Here is a 23691-nt window from a genome sequence, read left to right as displayed (position 1 = left end):
AATGCGAACCCTCGGTGCCGTGCACATCGACTAGTAGGAAGGTGACCGTGGACTCGTTCAATCCCACCACCAAGACCCAGGCGGCGTTGACCGCCGCGCTGCAAGCGGCGTCCGCCGCGGGTAATCCGGAGATTCGTCCGGCGCACTTGCTGGTGGCGTTGCTGGATCAAACCGACGGCATCGCCGCCCCCTTGCTCAAGGCTGTCGCGGTAGATCCGGCAACGGTCCGTCGCGAAGCGCAGGACATCGTCGACCGGCTGCCGAGGGCGACCGGCGCGACCACGACCCCGCAACTCGGCCGCGAAGCCCTGGCCGCCATCACGGCCGCCCAGCGCCTGGCCACCGAGCTGGGCGATGAATACGTCTCCACCGAGCATGTCCTGGTCGGCCTGGCCGCCGGCGACTCGGACGTGACGATGCTGCTCATCAAATACGGCGCCACCGCCGACGCGCTGCGCGAGGCATTCACCACGGTGCGCGGCAGTGCCAGGGTGACCAGCCCGGACCCCGAGGGCAGCTACCAGGCGTTGGAGAAGTACTCCACCAACCTCACCGAGGCGGCCCGCGCGGGCAAGCTCGACCCGGTGATCGGCCGTGACAACGAAATCCGCCGCGTCGTGCAGGTGCTGAGCCGTCGCACCAAGAACAACCCGGTGCTCATCGGCGAACCGGGCGTCGGCAAGACCGCGATCGTGGAGGGCCTCGCCCAGCGCATCGTGGCGGGTGATGTGCCGGAGTCGTTGCGCGGCAAGTCCGTTGTCTCGCTCGATCTCGGCGCGATGGTTGCGGGCGCGAAGTACCGCGGCGAGTTCGAGGAGCGGCTCAAGGCCGTGCTCGAGGACATCAAGAACAGTGCGGGACAGATCATCACCTTCATCGATGAGCTGCACACCATTGTCGGCGCGGGCGCGACCGGTGAATCCGCGATGGACGCGGGCAACATGATCAAGCCCATGCTCGCCCGCGGTGAGCTGCGGATGGTCGGCGCCACCACACTGGATGAGTACCGCAAGCACATCGAAAAGGACGCCGCACTGGAGCGCCGCTTCCAGCAGGTGCTGGTCGGTGAGCCGTCGGTGGAGGACACCATCGGCATCCTGCGCGGCATCAAGGAGCGCTACGAGGTGCACCACGGCGTGCGCATCACCGACTCCGCGCTCGTCGCCGCGGCCACCCTCAGCGACCGCTACATCACCTCCCGGTTCCTGCCCGACAAGGCAATCGACCTCGTCGACGAGTCGGCATCGCGGCTGCGCATGGAAATCGATTCCCGCCCTGTCGAAATCGATGAGGTCGAGCGCGCGGTGCGGCGGCTGGAGATCGAGGAAGTCGCGCTGAGCAAGGAAACCGACGATGCCTCCAAGCAGCGTCTGGAGAAACTGCGCCAGGAGCTCGCCGACGATCGGGAGAAGCTCAACCAGCTGATGACCCGCTGGCAGAACGAGAAGAGCGCGATCGACCAGGTCCGGGTCCTCAAGGAGGAACTGGAAACCCTGCGTGGTGAATCCGAGCGCGCCGAGCGCGACGGTGACCTCGGCAAGGCCGCCGAGCTGCGCTACGGTCGGATCCCGGCGCTGGAGAAGCAGCTCGCCGAGGCCGAAAAGGCTTCTGCCGCAGCCGGTGACGGCGAGGTGATGCTCAAGGAAGAGGTCGGTCCCGATGACATCGCCGAGGTGGTGGCGGCCTGGACCGGCATCCCGGTCGGCAGGCTGATGGAAGGGGAAACCCAGAAGCTGCTCCGGATGGAGGACGAGCTCGGCAAGCGCGTTGTCGGCCAGCCGGAGGCGGTGCAGGCAGTGTCGGACGCGGTACGACGGGCGCGCGCGGGCGTCGCCGACCCGAACCGCCCGACCGGCTCGTTCCTGTTCGTCGGCCCGACCGGCGTCGGTAAGACGGAGCTGGCAAAGGCGTTGGCGGACTTCCTGTTCGACGACGAACGCGCCATGGTCCGCATCGACATGAGCGAGTACAGCGAGAAGCACGCGGTGGCCAGGCTCGTCGGTGCGCCGCCCGGCTATATCGGTTACGACCAGGGCGGCCAGCTCACCGAGGCGGTGCGGCGCAGGCCCTACACCGTGGTGCTGTTCGACGAGATCGAGAAGGCGCACCCGGATGTCTTCGACATCCTGCTCGCCGTGCTCGACGAGGGTCGGCTGACCGACGGCCAAGGCCGCACGGTCGACTTCCGCAACACCATCCTGATCCTCACCTCGAACCTCGGTGCGGGCGGCGATCGGGAGTTCGTGATGAACGCGGTGCGTGCGGCGTTCAAGCCGGAGTTCCTCAACCGCCTCGACGATGTGGTCATGTTCCACCCGCTCGACGAGGAACAGCTGGAATCCATCGTCGACATCCAGCTCGACCAGCTGCAGCAGCGGCTGTCGCAGCGCAGGCTGAAGCTGGATGTCAGCGATTCGGCACGGTTCTGGCTTGCGGTACGCGGCTACGACCCGGTCTACGGTGCGCGGCCGCTGCGCAGGCTGATCCAGCAGGCCATCGGCGACACCCTGGCGAAGGAGCTGCTGGCCGGTGAGATCACCGACGGCGACACGGTCAAGGTGAGCGTGACACCGAACGGCGAGAGCCTCATCGTCGGCAAGTAAGCGCGGCGTCGCTCGCCGAGGATCACTCGACCCGTGCGGGTGTCTCGGCGAGCGGAGCTTCGCGGCTGCGGCCGACGAGGCTGCCGCAGATCGCGAGGACGAGCATGGCGCCGACCAGCACCCATCCGGTGGTGGCGGCGCCGAGCGCGGTCAGCACATAGCCCGCGAGCAGTGCACCGAGCGCGACGGCGCCGTCGGTCACGATATTGCCGGCGCCGACCGTTCTGCCGAGCGTGTCTTCGGGGATAACGCGTACCCGAAAGAGTGTCAGCGCCACATTCACTACGGCCCCGACCCCACCGATGCCGCACCACGACACCGCCATGATCGCGGGGTTCGAGCTGATGGCGATCAGCAGTAGGAGCGCTGTCCATGCCCACAGCGAACCGCGATACACCGCGTGCGCACTGAATCGGGTGGTGAGCCGTGCCGCCGCGAACGAGCCGAGAATGCCGCCGATACCAGCCGCACCGAGCACCACGCCGACCGTCCACACCGGCCGGCCACTGGTGCCGATCTCGAAGATCAGCAACAGGATGACGACCTGGATGACCATGTTCGACAGCCCGCTGATTGCCGTCGAGGCACGGAGGAACGGCTCGGTCCATACGATCCGCACGCCCTCCCACGCGACGCTCCAGCGTCCGCCGCTGGGCAGCTCGCCGTCCGGCTTTCGCGCCGCGAAGTCGCCACGAATCATCGTCAGTGTCGCCAGGCACAACAGGCACGAGACAGCATCGATGACGAACGGCAACCACCGTGCCATTCCATAGGCAGCCGCGCCCAACGCGCGGCCGAGCACGGAGCCGATGGGCTGCTCCGCCTGGAAGAACGAGAACGCCGCAGGGCGCTGCTCGCTGTCGACGATGTCACGGATCGCACCCAATTCACTGAGGGTGAAGAAGACGTGGGCGGTGCCCTCGACGAAGGCCGCGACGATGAGGAACGGGCCCGGGTTCGGTGCGTCCAGAACGACAACCAGGGCTGCGACACAGGCCGCGGTCAATCCGGACAGCTGGCAGATCAGCAGGGTACGCCGCCGATCCGAATAGTCCGCCGCTATGCCCGCCGGAATCTGAAAGATCAGGCTCGGCACTGTGATCACGAACCCCGCCCAGCCCATGAGTGTCACGGAACCGGTGACCGAAAGCACCAGCAGCGGGTAGGCGATGCGAATGCCGAAGAATCCGGTCAGCGAAACAACATTGCCGGACCACAGCAATACGAACGCCTTGTTCGTGTGAATTCCCTTGCTGTTCAATCGAACACTGTCATCCGACTGCTGCTGCCGTGATGTCGGCCCTGATGCTGGATTCGATGTGGCGGATCAACTTCACGAGATCGGCGCAATAGATCGAGGGATTCCGGAAGCCGGTGTCCTCGCGATACCGGTGCACGTAGTGTCCGCCGCCGCAGACATTGTGGAGGGGGCAGGCCCGGCAGGTGTCGCTCAATGCCTCGATACCGATCTGCCGAGCGATCACATGCGGATCCCACAGCGCTTCATCGAGCGGGTTGCCGGTCGCTGCCTGCTCGATCTTGGTGGCGCCCGCGAAAGCCGACTTCAACTCGTCGACCTGTTCCAGGGTCCCGTCGGTCTCGAACACCGCGAGGCGGACCGGTGCCAGACCCACCGCCTCCGTCGAGGCGTTGCGACCGAGCAGCAGTTTTATCACCACATCGAAGAGCCGGACCCTGGTCTCTACCTCGGGAGCGGCGTACCAGCGGTCGAAGATCGGGATCAGCCAGTCGGCGTACGGCGTAGTGGTGGCGTCGGCAGTCTTGGCCGGTGGCGGCGTAGTCCAGTTGCCGTGGGGCAAAAGGAAATCCAACGCGGGCGGGCCGAATTGTACGAGCGCCTCATAGGTTTCGATCGGATCGTTCTCGACATCGACCGTGCACAGGAGCCCGGAGTACAGATGTCGATGGTCGCCGTCGATGAGCAGCTCCAGCCCTTTGGCGACATCGTCGAAGCTGCCCGTGCCACGGCGATACTTCCGGTGGCGATCATTGGCCTCGCGGTCACCGTCGAGGCTGACGCCGACTTGGATGCCCCAACGGTCGCAGATCCGAAGGAACTCCTTATCGATCAGCACGCCGTTGGTCTGGATTCCTAAGCGCACCTTGGTGATCGGCTCCAGCAGCTCGCGCGCGGACCGGGCAAAATACTCCAGCTTCTCGTGTCCGACGAGTAGCGGTTCGCCGCCGTGCATCACCAGATTCACCGCAGGCAACGCGAAGCGACGCGCGTGCTCGGCGATTGTCTTGCAGGAGTCGGTGAATACCCGATCGTCCATGTTCTTGGGTTGGTCGCGCCAGCTCTGGTCGGCCATTTCATAGACGTAGCAGTAGTCGCACGCCAGGTTGCAGCGACTGTGGATCTTCATGACGTACTCGACGAAAGGAAGCGGCTGCCAACCGATTCGGCGCAACCCTTCGACGTCCAGTCCGACCGTAGGCCACGATGCGCCCTCGGGATTCATCTTCTTCGCCTCCTGGCGATGTCCGGTCGAATCCTCCGGTGGACCCCAGTGCGACGAAACGGACGCGCCGGGGTCCACCGGAGTTTCGGCCTGTTGCTTCGGACCTACAGGGTCAGGGTGATGGCCGAGTTGAAGGCGTGGTCGTCGTTGGTGATGGCCGAGTTGAACGCGTGATCGGGGTTGGTGATGGCCGAGTTGAACGCGTGATCGGGGTTGGTGATGGCCGAGTTGAACGCGTGATCGGGGTTGGTGATGGCCGAGTTGAACGCGTGATCGTCGTTGGTGATGGCCGAGTTGAACGCGTGGTCGTCGTTGGTGATGGCCGAGTTGAACGCGTGATCGTCGTTGGTGATGGCCGAGTTGAACGCGTGGTCGTCGTTGGTGATCGCCGAGTTGAACGCGTGAACTTCGCCGTCGATGAGCGGAGTCAGATGACGCTGCAGCGCGGGATGCACAGCGGACCCGGTCGACAGCTTTCCGACCAGTTCGGCAAGACCGATTCCGGCCGCGGCGCCGGTCGGAGCGGTGAGTGTTGTTGTCATGGCGATTCCTTACCAACAAAGGTGATCGGCCGACCTCGACTTGTAGTCGGCCGGCTTGGGGCTGCATGCCCGGATAGCGTGTGACAGCACGTTTCTCACGGATGCTTCGGCTGTTGCCGGCAGTCCCAGGCAGGACGCTACGTCCACGAAACCAGCTGCGGTATCAGACAACGTTCGGACATGTGACCGACCAGCAACCAGAGACCTCATCAGGCTTCGTTGGAAGCGCCGCTCCCGAAATCGACTCGGGCCAGCCCGTTCCTGCTGGTGACACCCAGCTTGGGAAAGGCTCGATAGAGATGGTGCGCAACAGTTTTGGGGCTCAGTAACAGCCGAGCGCCGATCTCTTTGTTCGTCGCGCCCGCCGCCGCGAGTCGCACCACCTGGAGTTCCTGCGGTGTGAGCAGCGCGGCCAGATCGCACCCGGTCGGCACGGTCGCCTCGCCGGCAGCGCGCAGCTCGGTGCGGGCCCGTTCGGCCCAGGGCCAGGCATAGAGCCGCTCGAAGGTGCTCACCGCGCCGCGCAGCACCGAACGCGCCTTGGTCTTGGAGCGGTCGCGCCGTAGCCATTCGCCGTACAGCAGCGCGGTGCGGGCGTGATCGAACCAGCGTTGTTCGGCGGCGTGCAGTTCCAGTGCGCGCGCGTATGCCTCGCCGTTGCCGTCGAGCATCCCGCGACAGCGCAGTAGATGCGCCTGGATCCACGGTGAATGTGTTGCCGCGAACCACTGTTCGAGCGCGGCCATCGGTTCGACCGCGCGTTCCGGGCTGCGCAGTCGAACCGCCGCCTCGACGCGATCGCTCATGAGATGAATCCATTGACCGAGGGCGCGGTCCGGTCGCTCCCACAGCGCCTCGAACCGATCGATCGACGCCTCGTAGCGACCGTAGGCGAGGTCGAGCAGTCCGAGCGCCCACTCGGTGTGTGCGATATCGATGGCGTTGAAATCGGTACTGGCTTGGCGCAAGGCCTGTTTGGTGAGCCTGCGGCAGTCTTCTTCCTCGCCGCTGATAGCGGCGATAACAGCCAGAATGGATTCCGCCTGGCCGATCCGGTTCGGTTGGTTCACCTCCTGCGCGATGCGCATACCCTCGCTCAGCGCCACCTCCGCTTCCCGGAAGTGGCCGAGCAGCATCTCGACGGTCCCGAGGGCGCCGTTGACAGCGGGCAGCGAGCCGTCCATCGCGAGCTCCCTGCACGTCCGAGACAGCTCGACCAAGATGTCGCGGGCATCATCGAGATCACCTGCGGCAGTAGCCTGGTTTGCCACCGCGACCAGTGTCGTCGGCGCGCTGGCGCGCACGGATCTGATGCGTCGCACGCTCGTCCGAATGAGCCGCACCCCAGCGGGACGATCACTGGATTGCAGCGCGAGCAAGCCGTCCACCGCGGCGAGGCAAGGCGCATGCTGCTCTTCGAGGTCGAGCTCGGCCATTGCTATCCGGGCGGCGGCCACCGCCGACAGATCTCCCGTGGTCCATGCCGCGGTGGCGGCGCCGATCAGCAGCCGTGCCGCGTGCTGTGGTTGCACGGACGCGAGGTCCGCGGCGCCATCGACAAGCAGCCGGTGTGCGGCGCGCAGCGAGCCGCGGTCGAATTCGTTACGGGCTCGGACGATGGCCAACCGGGCCCGATCCTCCGGCCCCGCGTCCATCGAGTGGACCGTCTCATCCGCCAACTGGAGAGCTCGCTGGTGTTGGCCGGCGTCGAGGGCCGCTTCGGCGGCGGCGACCAGGCGGCAGGCCCGGTCGGCCGGGTCGGGGCTGAGCCGGGCTGCTCGCTCCCATGCTGTTGCCGCGCGGGCGTATCCGGTGCTGGTGCGTGCGCGCCGTGCGACCGCCTCCAACGCGGCGGCCGCTGTTTCGTCGGGCCCGGTGGCTGCCGCGGCGAGGTGCCAGGCCCGACGGTCGGGTTGGTCGGTGAGCGCCGCGGCCAGTGCCGCATGCACCGCGAGTCGCTGCGTGAATGGTGCGTTGCGGTAAGCGGCCGCGCGCTCGATTGGATTCGGAAAATTGACCGATTGGTTCATCACGATCACCACGCCGGACCGTTCGGCAGCCTCCAACGCGTCGACCGTCAAACCGAGATCGGCGAGGACCCGCAACACCAAATCCAGATCACCGGTTTCCTCGGTGGCCGCAACCAGTACCGCCATTCGGGCGCAATCGGGCCTGTCGACTATGTGGTTGCGACGACCGATCGGCGGCGCGGTCGAGCGGTCGCGTTGCTCTGTCGTCCGTGCTGCCGCCAGCGTTCGCCGAGCCGCGCCACGCAGCGATTGCAATCGCATCTCGGGCAGGCCGTGTCCGGAGAACTCCGGCCGTCCCGCAAACAGGAGCGCGATCCGCTCGGGCCCGAGGCGCCCCGCGGCGAACAGCAGCACCTCGGTGGATGGCTGGTCGAGCCAGTGCGCATCGTCGACCAGGCACAGCACCGGTTGGGTGCTGGAGAGCTCCGCAAGCAGCGACACCGTGGCGACGGCGGCCTGCGTGCGATCGGCCGCGTGTGGCATGTCGAGCACCTCGAGTGCCGCACGTTGTTGCCCCGGCAGTCTGTCGATGTGGCCGAGCGCGGGCGCGAGTAGCAGCCGCAGCCCGCCGAACGGCGATTCCGGTGCGTTCTCGATGCCCGCGCAGCGCAACACCAGCCAGGAATTGCCCGCCATTCTGGCCGCGAGATCCAGCAACACGGACTTTCCGGCGCCCGAGTCGGCGACAATCAGCAATGCGGCACTTTGTCCCGCCGCAGCGCCGTTCAGCAATGCCCGGATCCGTAACTGTTCTTCGACCCGGCCATATAACACGTTGTCCAAAGTAGCTGGCCCGCAACATTTCTGAACCCCCAAATCTGGTGGCAAACCTAAGAATGAGTAAAGGTTTCCGAACGCCGTCGCGGGAGCGACCCGCGCGCCGGATGGCCAGGTCTGACTGCCTGCCGGCTCGACCCGGCTTACCCTGGAGGCCATGACGAACCGGGACGATCCGTGGGCGCAGCGGCCGGAGGATGCTCCGACCGAGCATCTGGGTAGTCCGGACAAGTCCGGATTCGAGCAGCCTGCGCACACGACGGAGTACACCGAGGCATACGGTCATGGCGCGGGCCCGGCGTACCCGGCCACCGAGCAGTTCGAGGCATGGCCGCCGCCGCTGAACGCCACGCGCGAGTTTCCGCCCCACGACAACCAGTGGGGTGCTTACGAGAGCCCCTACGGCCAGCAGTGGGCCGATCCGACCCTGCAGGACGCAGGCGCGATGCCGGGCCGGGGTGGCATGGTCCCGCCCGGCCCACCGCAGCCACCCAAACGGAACACGGGACTGTGGGTCGCGCTCACGCTCGGCGTCGTCGCGCTGGTCGCGGTGGTCGGTGTCGTCGCCGGGCTGATGCTCGGGGGTGACGACTCGGCGTCGAGCGCCGCGAGTACCTCGACGCTAGCCGGCCCGGCCAGAGTGACGGGCACGCCGAGGTCGGGTCAGTCCACCGCGACGATCCCCAGCATCCCCGGGCTCGGCAATATCGACGAACTCGGCGCGACCATGGGCACTATCAGCGCCAACAACGGCGGCACCCTGACCCTGAATACGATGACGGGCGGCTCGGTCACCGTGCACACCGACGCCACCACTCAGGTGATCTCGCTGTCTGCGATCAAGGCCGCCGATCTGCCCGTCGGCGACATGGTCGTCATCCAAGGCGACAAGGCCGCGGACGGGTCGGTCCAGGCCAGAGTCATCATCAGCACCTCGTTGCCGGGAGGACCGAGATGAGCGACCCGACATCCGGCGAGTTCCTCGCCTTCGCTCGGCCCGGCGCGGGCCCAATGTCGGACTCCGTCCGGCACGGACGATTAGGCTAGACACCGATGACGGCATTGTGGTTCGGGTTGGCGGCGATCGCGCTGGTAGGTGCGATCGTGCTGCTGTATTTCGATCGGGTCCAACGACAGCGGACCGGTCATGCGCGCCAGGTCTGGGCGAAATCCCAGGGATACACGTACGTGTCGGTGGAACCGGCACTTGCGTCGACTTGGCGCCGCGGTGCGTTGGCCAAGCTCGGCTACCTCTCCGCGGTGGATGTGGTGTCCGGTATCCGCAAGGGCGAGAAGTTCGTGCTCTTCGATCTGGAAGACGCGGCGACGCTGGTCGCGGTGCGGCGGCAGATCGGCTCGGATATCGACGTCGACATGCGGCTCAAGACCGCGTCACCGCCCAAGGACGCCGACCTGGAACTACTCGGCGCCATCGGTGACCGGGTGGTTTTCGCGACCAATCCGGAAATCGCCAGGCACGCCGTCGACCAGCGGATGGTCGCCTTCATCGAGACGCTGCCCGACACGGTGCAGATGTTGTGGAGCGAGGGCAACTGGACACTCGGCATGCTGAATGTCGGCACCATCGCGCGGGATTGGGAAACCACCATCGACGCGGTGCTGCGGCTTTCCGGTCTGCTGCACGTGTTGCCGCCGGTCAGCGATGTGCTGGGAATGGACTCCGGTGACCACGACCCAGGCCGCCCGCATCCGCGCAGCCGCACGCGTCATGACGAGCCCGACGAGCGCGGTGAGCCGGATGGTCCGATCGGGGCCGGCCGGGTGGCGTCGCCGGAAGATGATTCCGAGTACGACGATTCCGAGTACGAGCAGACAGGCTTCGACAAGTCCGGATACAAGAAGCCGAGCTATACCGCTGCCGCTTACGACGATCCGGACGAGGAGCCCGAGCAGCGCGCACCGTCGGCGGCGGCCGTCCAGGACCCGCCGCGCAGGCCGTCGCTCGCGGTGGTGCCCGACGCTCGTTCCCGGCCACGCGCGGACCGCTGGTCGGCCGACGACGAGTCGCCGCACGTCACCGCCGAGGCGGACGACGCATGGCCACCGATCGATGAAGCGCCGAAGCAGCCCGGTGGCCCCTTCCATCCGGGATTCCGCCCATACCAGGGACCTGTACCGCAGTGAGCGGCTGTCACAGATTGCGCAGACATGACCGATAGTTCTGTTCCCGCGCGCCTGCCCGGCGCGACCCGTCCTGTCGCATTGATCACCGGACCGACCTCCGGTATCGGGCACGGGTACGCGGTGCGACTTGCCTCACTCGGCTATGACCTGGTGCTCGTCGCCCGCGACGAACAGCGCCTTGCCGGGCTCGCGGCGGAGCTGGATCGGAAGTTCGCCACCCGTTCGGAGGTGCTCGCCGCCGACCTGGCCGCTGCCGCGGATCGTGAGCGGGTCGCGGCGCGAGCGGCCGAGGGTGTCGAATTCCTGGTCAACAACGCCGGATTCGCGCATTCCGGGGAGTTCTGGACGTTGGCGCCGGAGCAGCTACAGGCGCAGTTGGATGTCAACGTCACCGCGGTGCTGCAGCTCACCAGGGCCGCGCTGCCGCCGATGATCGCCGCGGCGAAGGGGTCGATCGTCAACGTGGCCAGCGTCGCCGGTCTGATCCCGGGACGCGGGTCGACGTATTCGGCGTCGAAGGCCTACGTCGTATCCTTCACCGAAGGGTTGGCGGGCGGACTGGCCGGAACCGGTGTTCGGATCCAGGCCTTGTGCCCGGGGTTCGTGCGCACCGAATTTCATGAGCGAGCCGGCATCGAGATGTCTTCGCTGCCGAAACCGTTGTGGCTGAGCGTCGATCAGGTTGTCGCCGGTTCGCTGCGTGATCTGGAGAAGGACCGGGTGCTCAGCGTGCCCGGCGTGCAGTACAAAGCACTCACCACCGTCGCCGGAATGATCCCGCGAACCCTGGCGGCCCGAATGAATCGCGGCCTGTTCAACGCACGCGGAAGAACGTAGGCATGGGCGGTCAGGCCCGGAGGCGGCAGCGCACGCGTAACCACGGAGGGCCCCGCCCATGCGAGAAAGGAACACAGACATGATCGACCAGGCAACAAGCAATGACGCGGTTACCACGGACGCCGGGTCCGACCGAGACAGGTTGGCCGCGCTGGTGCGCGAGCTGGCGGTCGTGCACGGCCGCGTGACCTTGTCTTCGGGCAAGGAGGCCGATTACTACGTCGACCTGCGCCGCGCCACCCTGCACCACAGCGCGGGACCGCTGATCGGCAAGCTGCTGCGCGAGCTGGTCGCCGACTGGGACTTCGAATCCGTCGGCGGACTGACCATGGGCGCCGACCCGGTCGCGCTGGCCGTGATGCATGCGCCGGGGCGTCCGATCGACGCCTTCGTCGTGCGCAAGGCCGCCAAGACGCACGGCATGCAGCGTCAGATCGAGGGCCCGGACATCGTCGGCAAGCGGGTACTGGTTGTCGAAGACACAACCACTACCGGAAACTCCCCGCTCACCGCCGTGCGTGCGCTGCGCGACGCCGGTGCCACGGTGGTCGGGGTTGCGACGGTCGTCGACCGCGAAACCGGGGCCGATCAGATCATCGCCGCCGAGGGGCTGGAGTACCGGTCTATCCTCGGATTGAAGGATCTTGCCCTCGGTTAAGCTGCGTTTGCGGGCCCGGGTCGGGTTCGGACTCGAGATGGGAGCGACGAGCGACCGATAACGAGGCAACGCCGCGACCCGATATACGGAACGCATACCGAGCGCAGCGAGGCGGTCGGAGACAGTGAAGGGTCGTGTGGGTTACCTGTGGTCAGCCTTGCAGTCAACAACAGTCGTGAGAACGTCGCGATGCTCGGAATCGGTGCTTATCGCCCCCAACGCGTGGTCAGCAACGAAGAGGTGTGCGAGGTCCTCGACTCGACCCCCGAGTGGATCTATGAGCGCACCGGCGTCCGCAATCGCCGCTGGATCAGCGGTGACGAGACCCTGCAGTCGATCGCAGCAGCAGCGGGCGAGCGCGCGATCGTCAACAGCGGTATCGATCGTTCGAAGATCGGCGCCTTGATCTTTGCTACCTCCAGCTGGCTGACGCTGACCCCGCACGGCGCCCCGAAGGTCGCCAACGACCTGGGGATGAACGGGATCGCGGCCTTCGACCTGACCTCCGGATGCGGTGGTTTCGGCTACGGCCTCGGTGTCGCCGCCGACCTTATCCGCGCTGGTTCGGCCGACTACGTGCTGCTGATCGGGGCCGAGACGATGACCGTCGGACTCGATCCGACCGACCGCGGCACCGCGATGATCTTCGGTGACGGCGCGGGCGCGGTGGTGGTCGGTCCGAGCGAGGAGAACGGCATCTCCCCGACGGTGTGGGGCAGCGACGGCGAGAACGCGGCCGCGATCGCGCAGGACGTCGATTTTCTCGAGTACATGCAGCGGGCGCAGGCCTTGCAGGGCACCGACCCGGCTGTCGAGCCGGTTGGCCGGATGTCGCTGCGGATGGAGGGCCCGCGGGTATTCCGTTGGGCGGCAGTCACTTTGCCGCGTGCGCTGTCCACCGCACTGGAGATATCCGGTGTCGCCAAGGAGGACATCGAGGTGTTCATCCCGCACCAGGCCAACGCCCGCATCAATGAACTGATGAAGAAGAACCTCGGGCTCGCCGACGACATCCCGGTGGCCAACGACATCGAGAACACGGGGAACACCTCCGCCGCGTCGATCCCGCTCGCGATGGAAGAGATGTTGGTGACCGGTAAGGCCAAGGGCGGCCAGACGGCCCTGCTGCTCGGCTTCGGTGCCGGCCTGAGCTACGCGGGCCAGGTGGTCACGCTGCCGCCCGCTCCGACCGAGCCGAGCTTTAGTGTCTGATCGGCTACCGCCGCCGGGCCCGTCGTGGGTTGTGCGGCCGTTCCGGGCCGGCTTCCTCGTAGCGGCGGCGGTCACCGTGTACGGGGCTGTCACCGGCCGCGAGAAGCTCCAATGGCTCGCCAAACCGTTGCTGATGCCGCTGCTCGCGGTGGACGTCGCGCTCGACGGTGCGGAGCTGGACCCTACCGACCGGGCCCTGTTGCTCGGGTCGCTGGCCGCCGCGACGGTCGGGGACGTCCTGTTGATCGATCCGGACAACGATCGTCGGCTGATCGCGGGTGCTTCGTCGTTCGCGGTGATGCAGACCGGGTATTCGGCACTGTGGTGGCGGCGCGGTGGGCGACCGCACGCCGCGGTGGCCGTGCCGCGTCTTGTTGCCTGGCTCGGTGCGGGCGCGCTGCTGCGGGCCAAAGCGCCCGGTGTCGCCGCGCCGCTGGCGGCCTATGGCGCGACCTTGGGGACCGCGGCCGTGCTCGCCTCCGATCCCGATGTGGCACCGCACGCGAAAACCGTTGCCGGAGTGAATGTCCCCGGTGCCGACCCGCGCAGCCGACTCGGTGTCGGTGCGCTGCTGTTCACCGTTTCCGACGGGTTGATCGTGCTGCGCCGTCTCTTCGCGCGCGGCGAGCGATCTCGTCGCGTCACCGAGGGCGTCATTCTGTCCACCTATGCCGCCGCGCAGTACCTGCTCGCTGACCCGAGGGCGCACGCGAAAGTGGCTGTCGCAGTATCGGAATGAGTCACAGGACCAGAATGATGCGGTCCCGGTTCGCTGGATCGACTCGGATCGAGATGGTCTCGCCGACCGCGAGCCGCGGCTTGTCGGCCGGTGTGACGTCGAAAACAATGGTCCCGCGGTAACTTTCGGAACCGGGCACGGTGAGTTCCAGATCGAATTCGGTGAGCTCGGTGTGGTGATCGGTGGGGCGTAGCGCATGCGCCCCCTCGATCGTCGCCCAGCCCTCCAGGCCGTGCCGCCACAGCCGCCGATCCGCCCGCGACGGCCGCACGGCCAGCATCATCCCGATGCCGACGCACGATCCGAACAGGCCGACGAGCGCGATGATCTGATAGGGCTCGGTTCCGGGCGGGGTGTGCGGCAATAGCCAGCCCAGCCACAGCCCGAGCAAAATCAGGTACCCGGCGGTTACCCCGAGCACCGTGCGAAAGATGCGCGCGTGGTCCATACCAGCCTCCACCCGACTGTCCTGCCACCTCCAGGATAGGACGCCGCGCTCGGCTGTGAACGCGCCTCGGCAAGACTCGGCGGATGGTCGGGCGAGGGCGGCGGCGCCTCGATGGTGGTGCCCTTGTCGCTCCCTGATCTGCGGTCCGGCCAGGTCCGGTGGGCCCGATCCGTACGCGTTCGGCGGGCCCTGCCGAGTTTTTCGGCGTCTCCCGGTCAATCAGCCCTTCAAGCGCAATACCGCGAGTACGCGGCGGTGATGAGTATCCGACGGCGGCAGATCGAGTTTGGTGAAGATATTGCCGATATGCTTTTCCACGGCACGCTCGGTGACCGTCAGCGTCCCGGCGATCGCATTATTGGACAGGCCCTGCGCCATCAGTTCGAGGACCTCCCGTTCCCGTGGCGTGAGCCTGGCCAGCGAATCCTGCTGCCTGGATGCGCCCATCAACTGACTCACCACCTCGGGGTCGAGGGCGGTGCCACCGGTCGCCACCCGGTTCAATGCGTCGATGAAGTCGCGTACATCGGCGACCCGATCCTTGAGCAGATAGCCGACACCACTGGCACCGCCCGCGAGAAGTTCGGTGGCGTAGCGGGTTTCGATCCATTGGGAGAAAACCAGCACCCCGGTCATCGGGTACTTCCTGCGCAGCTCGATCGCGGCCAGCAGGCCCTCGTCGGTGAAGGACGGTGGCATACGCACGTCCACCACGGCGACATCGGGATTGTGTGTGCCGACCACGTCGCTCAGCGTGCTCGCGTCACCGACCATGGCGACCACTTCGTGGCCGCGCTCGGTGAGCAGGCCCGCGAGTCCGTCACGCAGGATCGCGCTGTCTTCGGCGATCACGATGCGCAATGGCGTGCTGGACGGTGGCATGGTCATTGGGGCCCGGCTTTCGGTAGCAGGATGGTCACCACGGTGGGTCCGCCCGCCGGGCTCTGCACGGTGAGAGTGCCGTCGACGGCGCGCGCTCGCGCCGCCAGGCCCGCGAGTCCGCTGCCCGCGGTGTGTTCGCCCGCCACGGGTAGCAGTACGCCGCCGATTCCGTTGTCGCGCACGGTGACCGTGATGGTTCGAATGTCGGTCGGCACCACCGACACCCAGATGCGGTCGGCATGGGCATGTTTGATCACATTGGTGAGCAGTTCGGCAACGGAGAAGTAGGCGATCGCCTCGATGGCAGGGTGCGGCCGTTGCGGCAGATGAACTCGCAGCTCCACCGGAACCGCGCAGCGCGCCGCCAGAGTTTCCAGGGCCGGCGCCAACCCGAGTTCCAGTGCGGGCGGATGGATTCCGCGTACGAGCTCGCGCAGTTCGGTCAACGCCTCTTTGGAACTGGCATGCGCGTCGGCGATCAGATCGGCGGGGTCGCCGCCCATGGTCAGCCGCTCCTCGGCCCGCCCGAGCGCCATGGCGATGGTGACCAAGCGTGCCTGGGTGCCGTCGTGCAGATCCCGCTCCACCCGGCGCAGCGTGTCCGCCGCATTCTCGACCGCGGCCTTCCGGCTCGCCTGTAGTTCGGCGACCTGGGTATCGCGCGCCGTCGCGGCAAGCAGCGTGACCGTGAGCGCGCGGTGCAGCAAACAGGTGCCACGCAACAGCCACGGCAAAGCGAAGCAACCGAGGATGCCGATCGCCGAGAACAGCAGCACCTTGGGCCAGGTGTCGATATAGAAAGAACCGAACTGCGCGAGCGAATGATGCTCGACGCCGTTGTCGTCGACATTCGTCGGGTGGAACAGCACCCACGGAATCGGCGAGATCGCCGTGAACAGCACCACGGCTATCGCGATGAGCACGAAATAGCCGACGACGACGCCGAGCACGGCTTGGGCGAAGAGGAAGAGGATGGCCCGCCAGCAGGCCCGATCAGTGAACGCGCTCTTCAAGAATCCGAACGGCCCCGGCTGCGGCGCAAAGCGCGGCGGTGCGACGACCGGTGTGCCGAGCAGGTCCTTGCATAGTGCGCGATAGACCCGGCCCCAGGTCCTCCCGCCCAGGAATACCAGTGCGAGCACCCACAACCCGATGATGAAGATCGAGGCGAACAGCCCGCCGAGGAAGCCGAAGAACACATAGGCGATGGCGACGCAGCCGAGCACGAAAACCGTGAATACGTAGGCGAATTCCTTCCAGGTCCGTGCCTCGATCGGCGCCCGTAGCACCGCGCGAAGCACTTTCTGGGCGGCGGATCGGCCGGGTGGCGCGGTCGGCACGTTCAGCACGAGGGTCGGATCGGCGTCTGTCTCGGTCATGGCTCCATGGTTGTCGTCGCGGCCGTGGGATTCGATGGAGCTGTCCGCCGAATCTGTGGTGTAGCCAGCTACACCTATTACCATCCACGCATGAGCTACCCGCCACCACCGCCGCCGCAATACGGCTATTCACCCTATGGCTATGGCCCGCCGCAGGAACACCCGCAGGCCACCCTGATCTTGATTCTCGGCATCCTCGGTCTGGCGTTCTGCCAGGTGCTCGGACCGTTCGCGTGGGTGATGGGCAAGAAGGCGCTCAACGAGATCGACGCGTCGGGCGGCGCGATGGGCGGCCGCAGCAATGTCATGGTCGGCTACGTGTGCGGCATCATCGGTTCGGTGATGATCATCGTCAGCTTGCTTGTCGTGGTGTTTGTCGTGGTTCTCGGTGTTGCCGGCGCGCTCGACTCCAGTTCGAGCTATTGAGCCCGCGTGCGTATCCGCCTCGTGTGACGGCGGTGCCGCGACCGGAATTAGCATCATCCGAGTGAATGACCCAGTGTCGGGCACCTCGGAGCAGGAGCCGCCAGGACCCACCGAGTGGGGCGAGCATCCGCACGGTGTCGGCCCGTGGGCCGACGAGCACACCGAACCGCCGCCGGAGGATCCGCGCTTCGACAAGGAGTTGCTCGCGGGCGGTGACCGTCGCAATGTGGTCGACGCCTACCGCTATTGGACGCGCGAGGCCATCATCGCCGATATCGACCGGCGCAGGCACCCTTTCCATGTGGCCATCGAAAACTTCGGGCACGACGCGAATATCGGCACCGTGGTGCGCACCGCGAACGCCTTCGCCGCGGCCGCTGTGCACATTGTCGGCCGGCGGCGGTGGAATCGCCGCGGCGCCATGGTCACCGACCGCTACCAGCACATCGAGCATCACACCGATGTGGCCGAGCTGCTCGCCTACGCCGCGCGCGCGGATCTCACCGTGGTCGCGGTGGACAACACGCCTGGCTCGGTGCCGCTGGAAACCGCGGTGCTGCCGCGCCGCTGCCTGCTGCTTTTCGGGCAGGAAGGCCCCGGCGTCACCCAGCATGCGAAGGACGCGGCGGTCATGACGGTGTCGATCGCCCAGTTCGGTTCGACCCGCAGTATCAATGCCGGCGTCGCGGCGGGAATCGCCATGCATGCGTGGATTTGTCAACATGCCGATTTGGCCTCAGCTTGGTAACGAAAACAGGCGTAAAAACCGGCGTCGAGCTGGCACCATTGATCTATGACATCGCGGAGCCCGCATATCGGGCAGGGCACGGGTGGGGACAGAGCGGCACCGACGTCCGCGGTGTGGTCGGAGCGCGCCGACATGGCGGAGTCCGCGATTGTCTCTCGGCACTTGCGCGCACTGTGGGCTTGTCCCGGAACGGAATTGGGTGTGGTCGGCTGGCCTGCGACCATGCGTGAGCGCACCTTCGTCTCCTGGCACTACTGGTGGCAGGCGCATCTGATCGACTGCGCGACGGACGCGGCCAACCGGGTGCCGACCCCGGCGCGCCGTCAACGTATCGGTGCGATCACGCGCTCCCACCGCATCCGTAACATCACCGGCTGGACCAATAACTATTACGACGACATGGCCTGGCTCGCCATCGCCCTGGAACGCGCCGAGCGCACCCAGGGCATCACCGAGGCGCGCCGCGCGCTCGTGGCGCTGGAGAAGGAGCTGTACGGCGCGTGGGATCCGGCCCGCGGCGGCGGTATCCCGTGGCGCAAGCGATCGGACTACTTCAACGCACCGGCCAACGGCCCCGCGGGTATCGCGCTGCTGCGCCTGGGCAGGCACGCGCGGGCCCAGGAGATGGCCGACTGGCTCGACGAGATGCTGCGCGATCCGGAGACCGGCCTGATCCTCGACGGAATCCATTTGCCCGCCGGCGAAATCGAGCGCCCGGTGTTCAGCTATTGCCAGGGCGTGGTGCTCGGTTTGGAGACCGAGCTTGCGGTGCACACCGGCGAGCCGAGGCACGCCGAACGCGTGCACCGGCTGCTCACCGCGGTCGAGGAGCACATGACCACCCGCGGTGTGATCAACGGTGGCGGTGGCGGTGACGGCGGGCTGTTCAACGGGATTCTGGCCCGTTACCTCGCGGTGGTCGCGCTGATGTTGCCCGGCGACGATCGTGAGCAGGTCGCCGCTCGACGTGACGCGGCCGCGATCGTGCTGGCCTCGGCCGCCGCGGCCTGGGCGAACCGGCTCGATGTCGAGGGGGAGCCGCTGTTCGGTCACGACTGGAGCAAACCGGCCCAGTTGCCCGGTGGCAGCTCCGGTGCCGGGCATTTCACCATGGGTGGTTCGGTGACCTCGTCGCGGGTCCCCGAGCGGGATATGTCGGTGCAGCTATCGGGATGGTTGTTGATGGAGGCCGCCTACCAGGTCAGCGCTGCCGGGCTCTAGACGGCTGCCTTGTCTGCGGCTCGGCCGGGCGCAGGGCTGCTCCGATCGGAGCTCAGCCCTCGGACTCGAGCATGCACGCGGGAGCGGATTCGAGATCGAAGTCCTCGGCGGGCTTGCGCATCTCCTGCCGGTAGTGCCGGATACCGAGCACCGTCCCGATGATCAACCCGACCACGAGCGTGCCGATGACGCCGGGCATCAACCACGGCACCCGCTCCAGGAAACTGCCCGCGTAATAGCCGATGAGCAGCAATACCGGCGCCCAGATGATCGCGCCGATCGTGCTCGCCGCGGTGTATTTGCGGTGGTTCATCCCGGCCGCGCCCGCGACCATCGGGCACAGCGTGCGGACCCACGGAATCCAGCGGGCGATCAGCACCGCGAGGAACCCGTGCTTCTGCAACAACTCGGTGACCCGTTGCAGATTGCGGGTGTTGATGTACCTGCCGTTCTTCCGCGCGACCAAATGGTGGCCGGTGCGGTGCCCGATGACATAACCCACCTGGTTCCCTGCGATGGCGGCGAGCATGGTGCCCACCGAGAGCGCCCACACTTGGGTCTCGCCGGAGGCGTGCCCCGCCATCACGATGCCCGCGGTGATCAGCATCGAGTCGCCGGGCAGGAACAGCCCGATGATCACCGCGCACTCGATGAAAACGAAGGTCAGCACCACCGTCCAGACGAGCGCGGGGCCCGCCGAGGTCAGCGGATCGAAATTGCCCACTGCTAGGGGCAACGGTGCAATGGACACCGGCTCAGTGGGTTGGCTCGTTCGCCGAGGCAGCCAACTCGGTGTCGGGCCGGGGCGCCTCGTCCTTGTTCAGCAGTCGCTTCGCCACCGCGAAGATGCCGGGCAGTACCGAGATCAGCACGATGAGCAGGAAGATCGCCTCGACGTGGTCCTTGATGACGCCGACATTGCCCAGGAAGTAGCCGAGCACCGTCACGCCGCCGCCCCACAGGATGGCGCCGACGATGTCGAAGGCGACGTACTTGCGGTAGTCCATCTTGGAAACGCCCGCCAGCACCGGCATGAAAGTACGAACGATCGGCACGAACCGCGCGAGGATGATCGTCTTGGGCCCGTGCTTCTCGAAGAATTCATGCGTCTGCGTGACGTAGTGCTTCTTGAAGAATCGGCTGTCTTCCTTCTGGAACAGCGCGGGACCGATGGCCCGGCCTATCCAGTAGGCGCACTGATCACCCGCAAACGCGGTGATCGCAACGGCGGGCACCAGGACCCAGATCGATACCGGATTCGGTGTCTGCGCGGCGAGCAGACCGCCGGTGAACAGCAGCGAATCGCCGGGCAGGATCGGGAACAGCAGCCCGGTCTCGATGAAGACGATGACCAGAATTGCTGGAAGAACCGCGTTCTTCAGCCACGTCTCGGTGAGCAGATGCATCGGATCCAACAGCTGGGTCAGCGCAACATTGCTTACCGATTCTGTCGCTGCGAGCAGAATCACGCGGCCTCCTGTCCGGGTACGGCTGGCCAACTTGCTAATCGTCACGCGGGTTGTGTCACCGCGTCGGTAGCTGCCAGCGCAATTACGCGGCCCACAGTACCGGGTTCAACTGAGAATGCTGTATCGAATCTGCAGCACCTGCGGCGCTGCGTGTTCGCGGCCCCCTTGGTCTCGCGGCCGAGCGGCCGAGACTCGCGCCTGCGGCGCATGCACTTCGGCCACTCGGCCGCGAGACGGGCCGCGAACGGTCGCTCGTAAGACTCGCTCCGTGGTGGTGGGGATCGAATCTGCGGCGCCTGCGGCGCATGCACTTCGGCCACTCGGCCGCGAGACGGGCCGCGAACGGTCGCTCGTAAGACTCGCTCCGTGGTGGTGGGGCGGGAACGGGCCTTCCGGACGCATTGTCTTGCCCGTGAAACACCGCGAAACGTCGCTGGCCTACGCTGTGGCCTGACAGAATTGTCTATTGCCGCACAACACGGAGGTCTTCACAGTGCCCATCGCGACTCCGGAGGTCTACGCCGAGATGCTCGGTCGGGCCAAAGCGAACTCCTTTGCCTTCCCCGCCATCAACTGCACCTCCTCCGAGACCGTCAACGCGGCCATCAAGGGCTTCGCCGACGCGGGTAGTGACGGCATCATCCAGTTCTCCACCGGTGGTGCGGAATTCGCCTCCGGCCAGGGTGTCAAGGACATGGTCGTCGGTGCGGTCGCGCTGGCCGAGTTCGCGCACGTGATCGCTGCGCGTTACGACGTGACCATCGCGCTGCACACCGACCACTGCCCCAAGGACAAGCTGGACACCTTCGTGCGCCCGCTGATCGCCATCTCCCAGGAGCGGGTGAACGCGGGGCAGAACCCGCTGTTCCAGTCGCACATGTGGGACGGTTCCGCGATCCCGATCGACGAGAACCTGGAGATCGCCAAGGAGCTGCTCAAAGCGTGCGCCCAGGCGAACATCATCCTCGAGGCGGAGATCGGCGTCGTCGGCGGCGAAGAAGACGGTGTCGAAGCCGAGATCAACGACAAGCTCTACACCTCGCCCGAAGACTTCCAGAAGACTATCGACGCGCTCGGCGCGGGCGAGAACGGCAAGTACATGCTCGCCGCGACCTTCGGCAATGTGCACGGTGTCTACAAGCCGGGCAACGTGGTGCTCAAGCCCGAGGTGCTGGCCGAGGGCCAGCGGGTGGCCGCCGCCAAGCTCGGTCTCGCCGCCGACGCGCAGCCCTTCGACTTCGTCTTCCACGGCGGATCGGGCTCGCTGAAGTCGGAGATCGACGACTCGCTGCGGTACGGCGTCGTCAAGATGAACGTCGACACCGACACCCAGTACGCCTTCACCCGTCCGGTCGCCGGTCACATGTTCGCCAACTACGACGGTGTGCTCAAGATCGACGGCGAGGTCGGCAACAAGAAGGTCTACGACCCGCGCAGCTACCTGAAGAAGGGCGAGTCCGCCATGGCGGCGCGCGTTCTCGAGGCGTGCAATGATCTGAAGTCCGCGGGACGGTCGATCAGCGCCTGACCCGCTCGACCCCCCGGGGGCTCCCAGCTCATGAGTCTTGATGTGCGTGTGCTCGGGCCTGTTCGGCTGCTCGTCGGTGGTGAGCCGGTGGCAGTCGGCGGGCCCAAGCCGCGGGCGCTGCTTGCCGCGCTCACTGTGAATCGGCGGCGCGCGGTGGCCTCTGCCGCGTTGGCCGACATGGTGTGGAACGAGGATCCGCCCGATTCCTACGCCGCGAGCCTGCAGGTGTTCGTCTCGAATATCCGTAAGGCACTGCGTAATTCGGGTGTGGATCCGGCCACGGTGTTGCGCACCGAATCATCGGGCTATCGCCTCGAAATCGCTGAGGACGCCTGCGATCTCGGCCGTTTCGAGGCGGCACGGGATGCGGGTGCACGCTGTGCGGAGGTCGGCGATCACACCGGCGCCGCGCAGTTGTTCGGCACCGCGCTGCGTGAGTGGAGTGGTCGCGCGCTGGCCGATCTGGCCGGGCTGCAGTTCGCCGACGGTTTCGCCACCGCGATGGACGAGGAGCGGCTGCAGGCCGCCGCGGCACGCATCGATGCCGAAATCGCCTGTGGACGTGCTTCTTCGGTGATCGGTGAGCTGGTTGCCATGACGACGGAGCATCCGTTGCGGGAGCCGCTGTGGGGGCAGTTGATCACCGCGCTGTACCTGTCCGGTCGGCAGGCCGACGCGCTCGACGCCTGCCGCCGGGTGCGCGCGGTGCTGGCCGAGGAGCTCGGTATCGATCCCGGCCCGATGGTGGTCGATCTCGAGCAGCGGGTGTTGCGTCAGGAACCGCTCAGCACGGCCGAACTCAAGCGCACGGAGCGAATGGCCGCAGCGATGACCGAGACGGTCACCGAGATGCCGCGTGCGGTGCGCAGCGGCCAGCTGCGGATAGCCGACGGCCGGGTGCTCGCGATCGGCCACGGCGGTTTGCGGATCGGCCGGATGACCGACAACGACCTGGTGCTCGAGGACCCCAAGGCCAGCCGCTACCACGCGCACATCATGCCGAGCCGGGCCGGCCTGCTGATCAAGGACCTGCATTCGGCCAACGGCGTCTTCGTCAACGACGAGCCGATCGAGACCGGCGCCCTGCTGGCCGATGCCGACATCATCCGAATCGGCACCACCCTCCTGGTCTTCCAGGCCGTTCAGTAGTCGCAGGCGACCCCGTCGCCGTCCGGGTCGAGATACGGCGCATACCCCGGCATCCCCCGATACAACGGCAGCCTGCCCTCGGCCCGCGCCTGATCGCAGTTCGCGTAGTACCAGGGTTCCTCCGGCGCCGGCTCCTTCGGCGGTGGCACATTGTTCCCTTTCGGCCCCGGCCGATAGCTCGGTATCGGATGCGAATCATCCGGCCCGGATATGGCGGCGGCCTGCGGTGGATCGGCAGCGGCGGTCGGCATGAACGCCGACCCGGCGGCCAGCAGACAGGCAACGCCGAATGTGGCGAGCCCGTGGCGGTGGATCAGTGAGATGTTCACGCCTTCCATCCTGCGCTGAACGCGGTGTCTGCGCCTGATGATTCGGTCGGGGTATCAGTGGCCGGGTAGGTCTTCGGAGTTCTCAC

Annotated in this window: 22 protein-coding genes; 12 read left to right on the top strand and 10 right to left on the bottom strand. The window is 66.6% G+C overall.

Annotated features, from left to right (window positions below; all coding sequences use genetic code 11):
* Positions 1-47: 47 nt before the first annotated feature.
* The gene (gene clpB / locus OHA42_RS02685) at positions 48-2603 is read left to right on the top strand and encodes an ATP-dependent chaperone ClpB (protein ID WP_406234275.1); all 2556 of its coding nucleotides are present in this window, start codon (positions 48-50) and stop codon (positions 2601-2603) included.
* A gap of 22 nt (positions 2604-2625) precedes the next feature.
* Here clpB and OHA42_RS02680 read toward each other — a convergent pair whose 3' ends face one another.
* From OHA42_RS02680 to OHA42_RS02665, 4 genes are all read right to left on the bottom strand, one after another.
* Positions 2626-3864 carry an MFS transporter gene (locus OHA42_RS02680; protein ID WP_406234273.1) on the bottom strand — a complete coding sequence of 413 codons (1239 nt, stop codon included), beginning with the start codon at positions 3862-3864 and terminating at the stop codon, positions 2626-2628.
* Positions 3865-3874: 10 nt separating this feature from the next.
* On the bottom strand, positions 3875-5086 hold the full coding sequence (locus OHA42_RS02675; protein ID WP_406234271.1) for an FxsB family cyclophane-forming radical SAM/SPASM peptide maturase: 1212 nt from the start codon (positions 5084-5086) through the stop codon (positions 3875-3877).
* A gap of 104 nt (positions 5087-5190) precedes the next feature.
* Positions 5191-5628 carry a hypothetical protein gene (locus tag OHA42_RS02670; RefSeq protein ID WP_406234269.1) on the bottom strand — a complete coding sequence of 146 codons (438 nt, stop codon included), beginning with the start codon at positions 5626-5628 and terminating at the stop codon, positions 5191-5193.
* A gap of 209 nt (positions 5629-5837) precedes the next feature.
* Positions 5838-8432, bottom strand: a complete 2595-nt coding sequence (locus tag OHA42_RS02665; protein ID WP_406234267.1) for a LuxR C-terminal-related transcriptional regulator — start codon at positions 8430-8432, stop codon at positions 5838-5840.
* A gap of 160 nt (positions 8433-8592) precedes the next feature.
* Here OHA42_RS02665 and OHA42_RS02660 point away from each other — a divergent pair, with 160 nt between their 5' ends.
* From OHA42_RS02660 to OHA42_RS02635, 6 genes are all read left to right on the top strand, one after another.
* On the top strand, positions 8593-9393 hold the full coding sequence (locus OHA42_RS02660; RefSeq protein WP_406234265.1) for a DUF5666 domain-containing protein: 801 nt from the start codon (positions 8593-8595) through the stop codon (positions 9391-9393).
* Between the two features lie 95 nt (positions 9394-9488).
* A complete protein-coding gene (locus OHA42_RS02655; RefSeq protein ID WP_406234263.1) occupies positions 9489-10580 on the top strand; it encodes a hypothetical protein in 1092 nt (363 codons plus the stop codon).
* 24 nt (positions 10581-10604) lie between these two features.
* Positions 10605-11417 carry an SDR family NAD(P)-dependent oxidoreductase gene (locus OHA42_RS02650; RefSeq protein WP_406234261.1) on the top strand — a complete coding sequence of 271 codons (813 nt, stop codon included), beginning with the start codon at positions 10605-10607 and terminating at the stop codon, positions 11415-11417.
* Between the two features lie 79 nt (positions 11418-11496).
* Positions 11497-12075, top strand: a complete 579-nt coding sequence (pyrE, locus tag OHA42_RS02645; protein ID WP_406234260.1) for an orotate phosphoribosyltransferase — start codon at positions 11497-11499, stop codon at positions 12073-12075.
* A gap of 147 nt (positions 12076-12222) precedes the next feature.
* The gene (locus OHA42_RS02640; protein WP_406234259.1) at positions 12223-13287 is read left to right on the top strand and encodes a beta-ketoacyl-ACP synthase 3; all 1065 of its coding nucleotides are present in this window, start codon (positions 12223-12225) and stop codon (positions 13285-13287) included.
* A gap of 31 nt (positions 13288-13318) precedes the next feature.
* Complete coding sequence (locus OHA42_RS02635) at positions 13319-14026, top strand: lysoplasmalogenase family protein (protein WP_406239021.1); 708 nt, start codon at positions 13319-13321, stop codon at positions 14024-14026.
* 1 nt (position 14027) lies between these two features.
* On the opposite strand, the gene OHA42_RS02630 is transcribed toward OHA42_RS02635, so the two are convergent.
* The 3 genes from OHA42_RS02630 to OHA42_RS02620 all read right to left on the bottom strand — a co-directional run bounded on the left by OHA42_RS02630 (position 14028) and on the right by OHA42_RS02620 (position 16735).
* Entirely contained in the window at positions 14028-14474 is a 447-nt protein-coding gene (locus OHA42_RS02630; RefSeq protein WP_406234257.1) for a hypothetical protein, read from the bottom strand.
* A gap of 219 nt (positions 14475-14693) precedes the next feature.
* The gene (locus OHA42_RS02625) at positions 14694-15362 is read right to left on the bottom strand and encodes a LuxR C-terminal-related transcriptional regulator (RefSeq protein ID WP_406234256.1); all 669 of its coding nucleotides are present in this window, start codon (positions 15360-15362) and stop codon (positions 14694-14696) included.
* A complete protein-coding gene (locus OHA42_RS02620; RefSeq protein ID WP_406234254.1) occupies positions 15359-16735 on the bottom strand; it encodes a sensor histidine kinase in 1377 nt (458 codons plus the stop codon). Before OHA42_RS02620 ends, OHA42_RS02625 begins: the two co-directional genes overlap by 4 nt.
* A gap of 90 nt (positions 16736-16825) precedes the next feature.
* Between OHA42_RS02620 and OHA42_RS02615 the strand changes: the two genes are divergently transcribed.
* The 3 genes from OHA42_RS02615 (at position 16826) to OHA42_RS02605 (ending at position 19130) form a co-directional block, all read left to right on the top strand.
* Positions 16826-17161 (top strand): DUF4190 domain-containing protein, encoded by a 336-nt coding sequence (locus OHA42_RS02615; RefSeq protein ID WP_406234252.1) that lies wholly within the window; start codon positions 16826-16828, stop codon positions 17159-17161.
* Positions 17162-17222: 61 nt separating this feature from the next.
* Positions 17223-17909 (top strand): TrmH family RNA methyltransferase, encoded by a 687-nt coding sequence (locus tag OHA42_RS02610; RefSeq protein ID WP_406234251.1) that lies wholly within the window; start codon positions 17223-17225, stop codon positions 17907-17909.
* A gap of 132 nt (positions 17910-18041) precedes the next feature.
* The gene (locus OHA42_RS02605) at positions 18042-19130 is read left to right on the top strand and encodes a glycoside hydrolase family 76 protein (RefSeq protein WP_406239019.1); all 1089 of its coding nucleotides are present in this window, start codon (positions 18042-18044) and stop codon (positions 19128-19130) included.
* A 52-nt stretch (positions 19131-19182) separates the two neighbouring features.
* Here OHA42_RS02605 and OHA42_RS02600 read toward each other — a convergent pair whose 3' ends face one another.
* Complete coding sequence (locus tag OHA42_RS02600) at positions 19183-19866, bottom strand: DedA family protein (protein ID WP_406239017.1); 684 nt, start codon at positions 19864-19866, stop codon at positions 19183-19185.
* Between the two features lie 19 nt (positions 19867-19885).
* The gene (locus tag OHA42_RS02595; protein WP_406239015.1) at positions 19886-20536 is read right to left on the bottom strand and encodes a DedA family protein; all 651 of its coding nucleotides are present in this window, start codon (positions 20534-20536) and stop codon (positions 19886-19888) included.
* A gap of 556 nt (positions 20537-21092) precedes the next feature.
* Between OHA42_RS02595 and fbaA the strand changes: the two genes are divergently transcribed.
* Together fbaA and OHA42_RS02585 are read left to right on the top strand one after the other, a co-directional pair.
* Entirely contained in the window at positions 21093-22127 is a 1035-nt protein-coding gene (gene fbaA / locus OHA42_RS02590; protein WP_406239013.1) for a class II fructose-bisphosphate aldolase, read from the top strand.
* 30 nt (positions 22128-22157) lie between these two features.
* Positions 22158-23276 (top strand): BTAD domain-containing putative transcriptional regulator, encoded by a 1119-nt coding sequence (locus tag OHA42_RS02585; RefSeq protein WP_406234249.1) that lies wholly within the window; start codon positions 22158-22160, stop codon positions 23274-23276.
* Here the strand turns inward: OHA42_RS02585 and OHA42_RS02580 are convergent.
* On the bottom strand, positions 23270-23605 hold the full coding sequence (locus tag OHA42_RS02580; RefSeq protein WP_406234248.1) for an excalibur calcium-binding domain-containing protein: 336 nt from the start codon (positions 23603-23605) through the stop codon (positions 23270-23272). The genes OHA42_RS02585 and OHA42_RS02580 overlap by 7 nt on opposite strands.
* Between the last annotated feature and the right edge of the window lie 86 nt (positions 23606-23691).

This window comes from Nocardia sp. NBC_01009 (assembly GCF_045208035.1).
GTDB lineage: Bacteria > Actinomycetota > Actinomycetes > Mycobacteriales > Mycobacteriaceae > Nocardia.
Note: the sequence above shows the minus strand (reverse complement) of the source record. Positions and strands in the feature narration are given on the sequence as shown.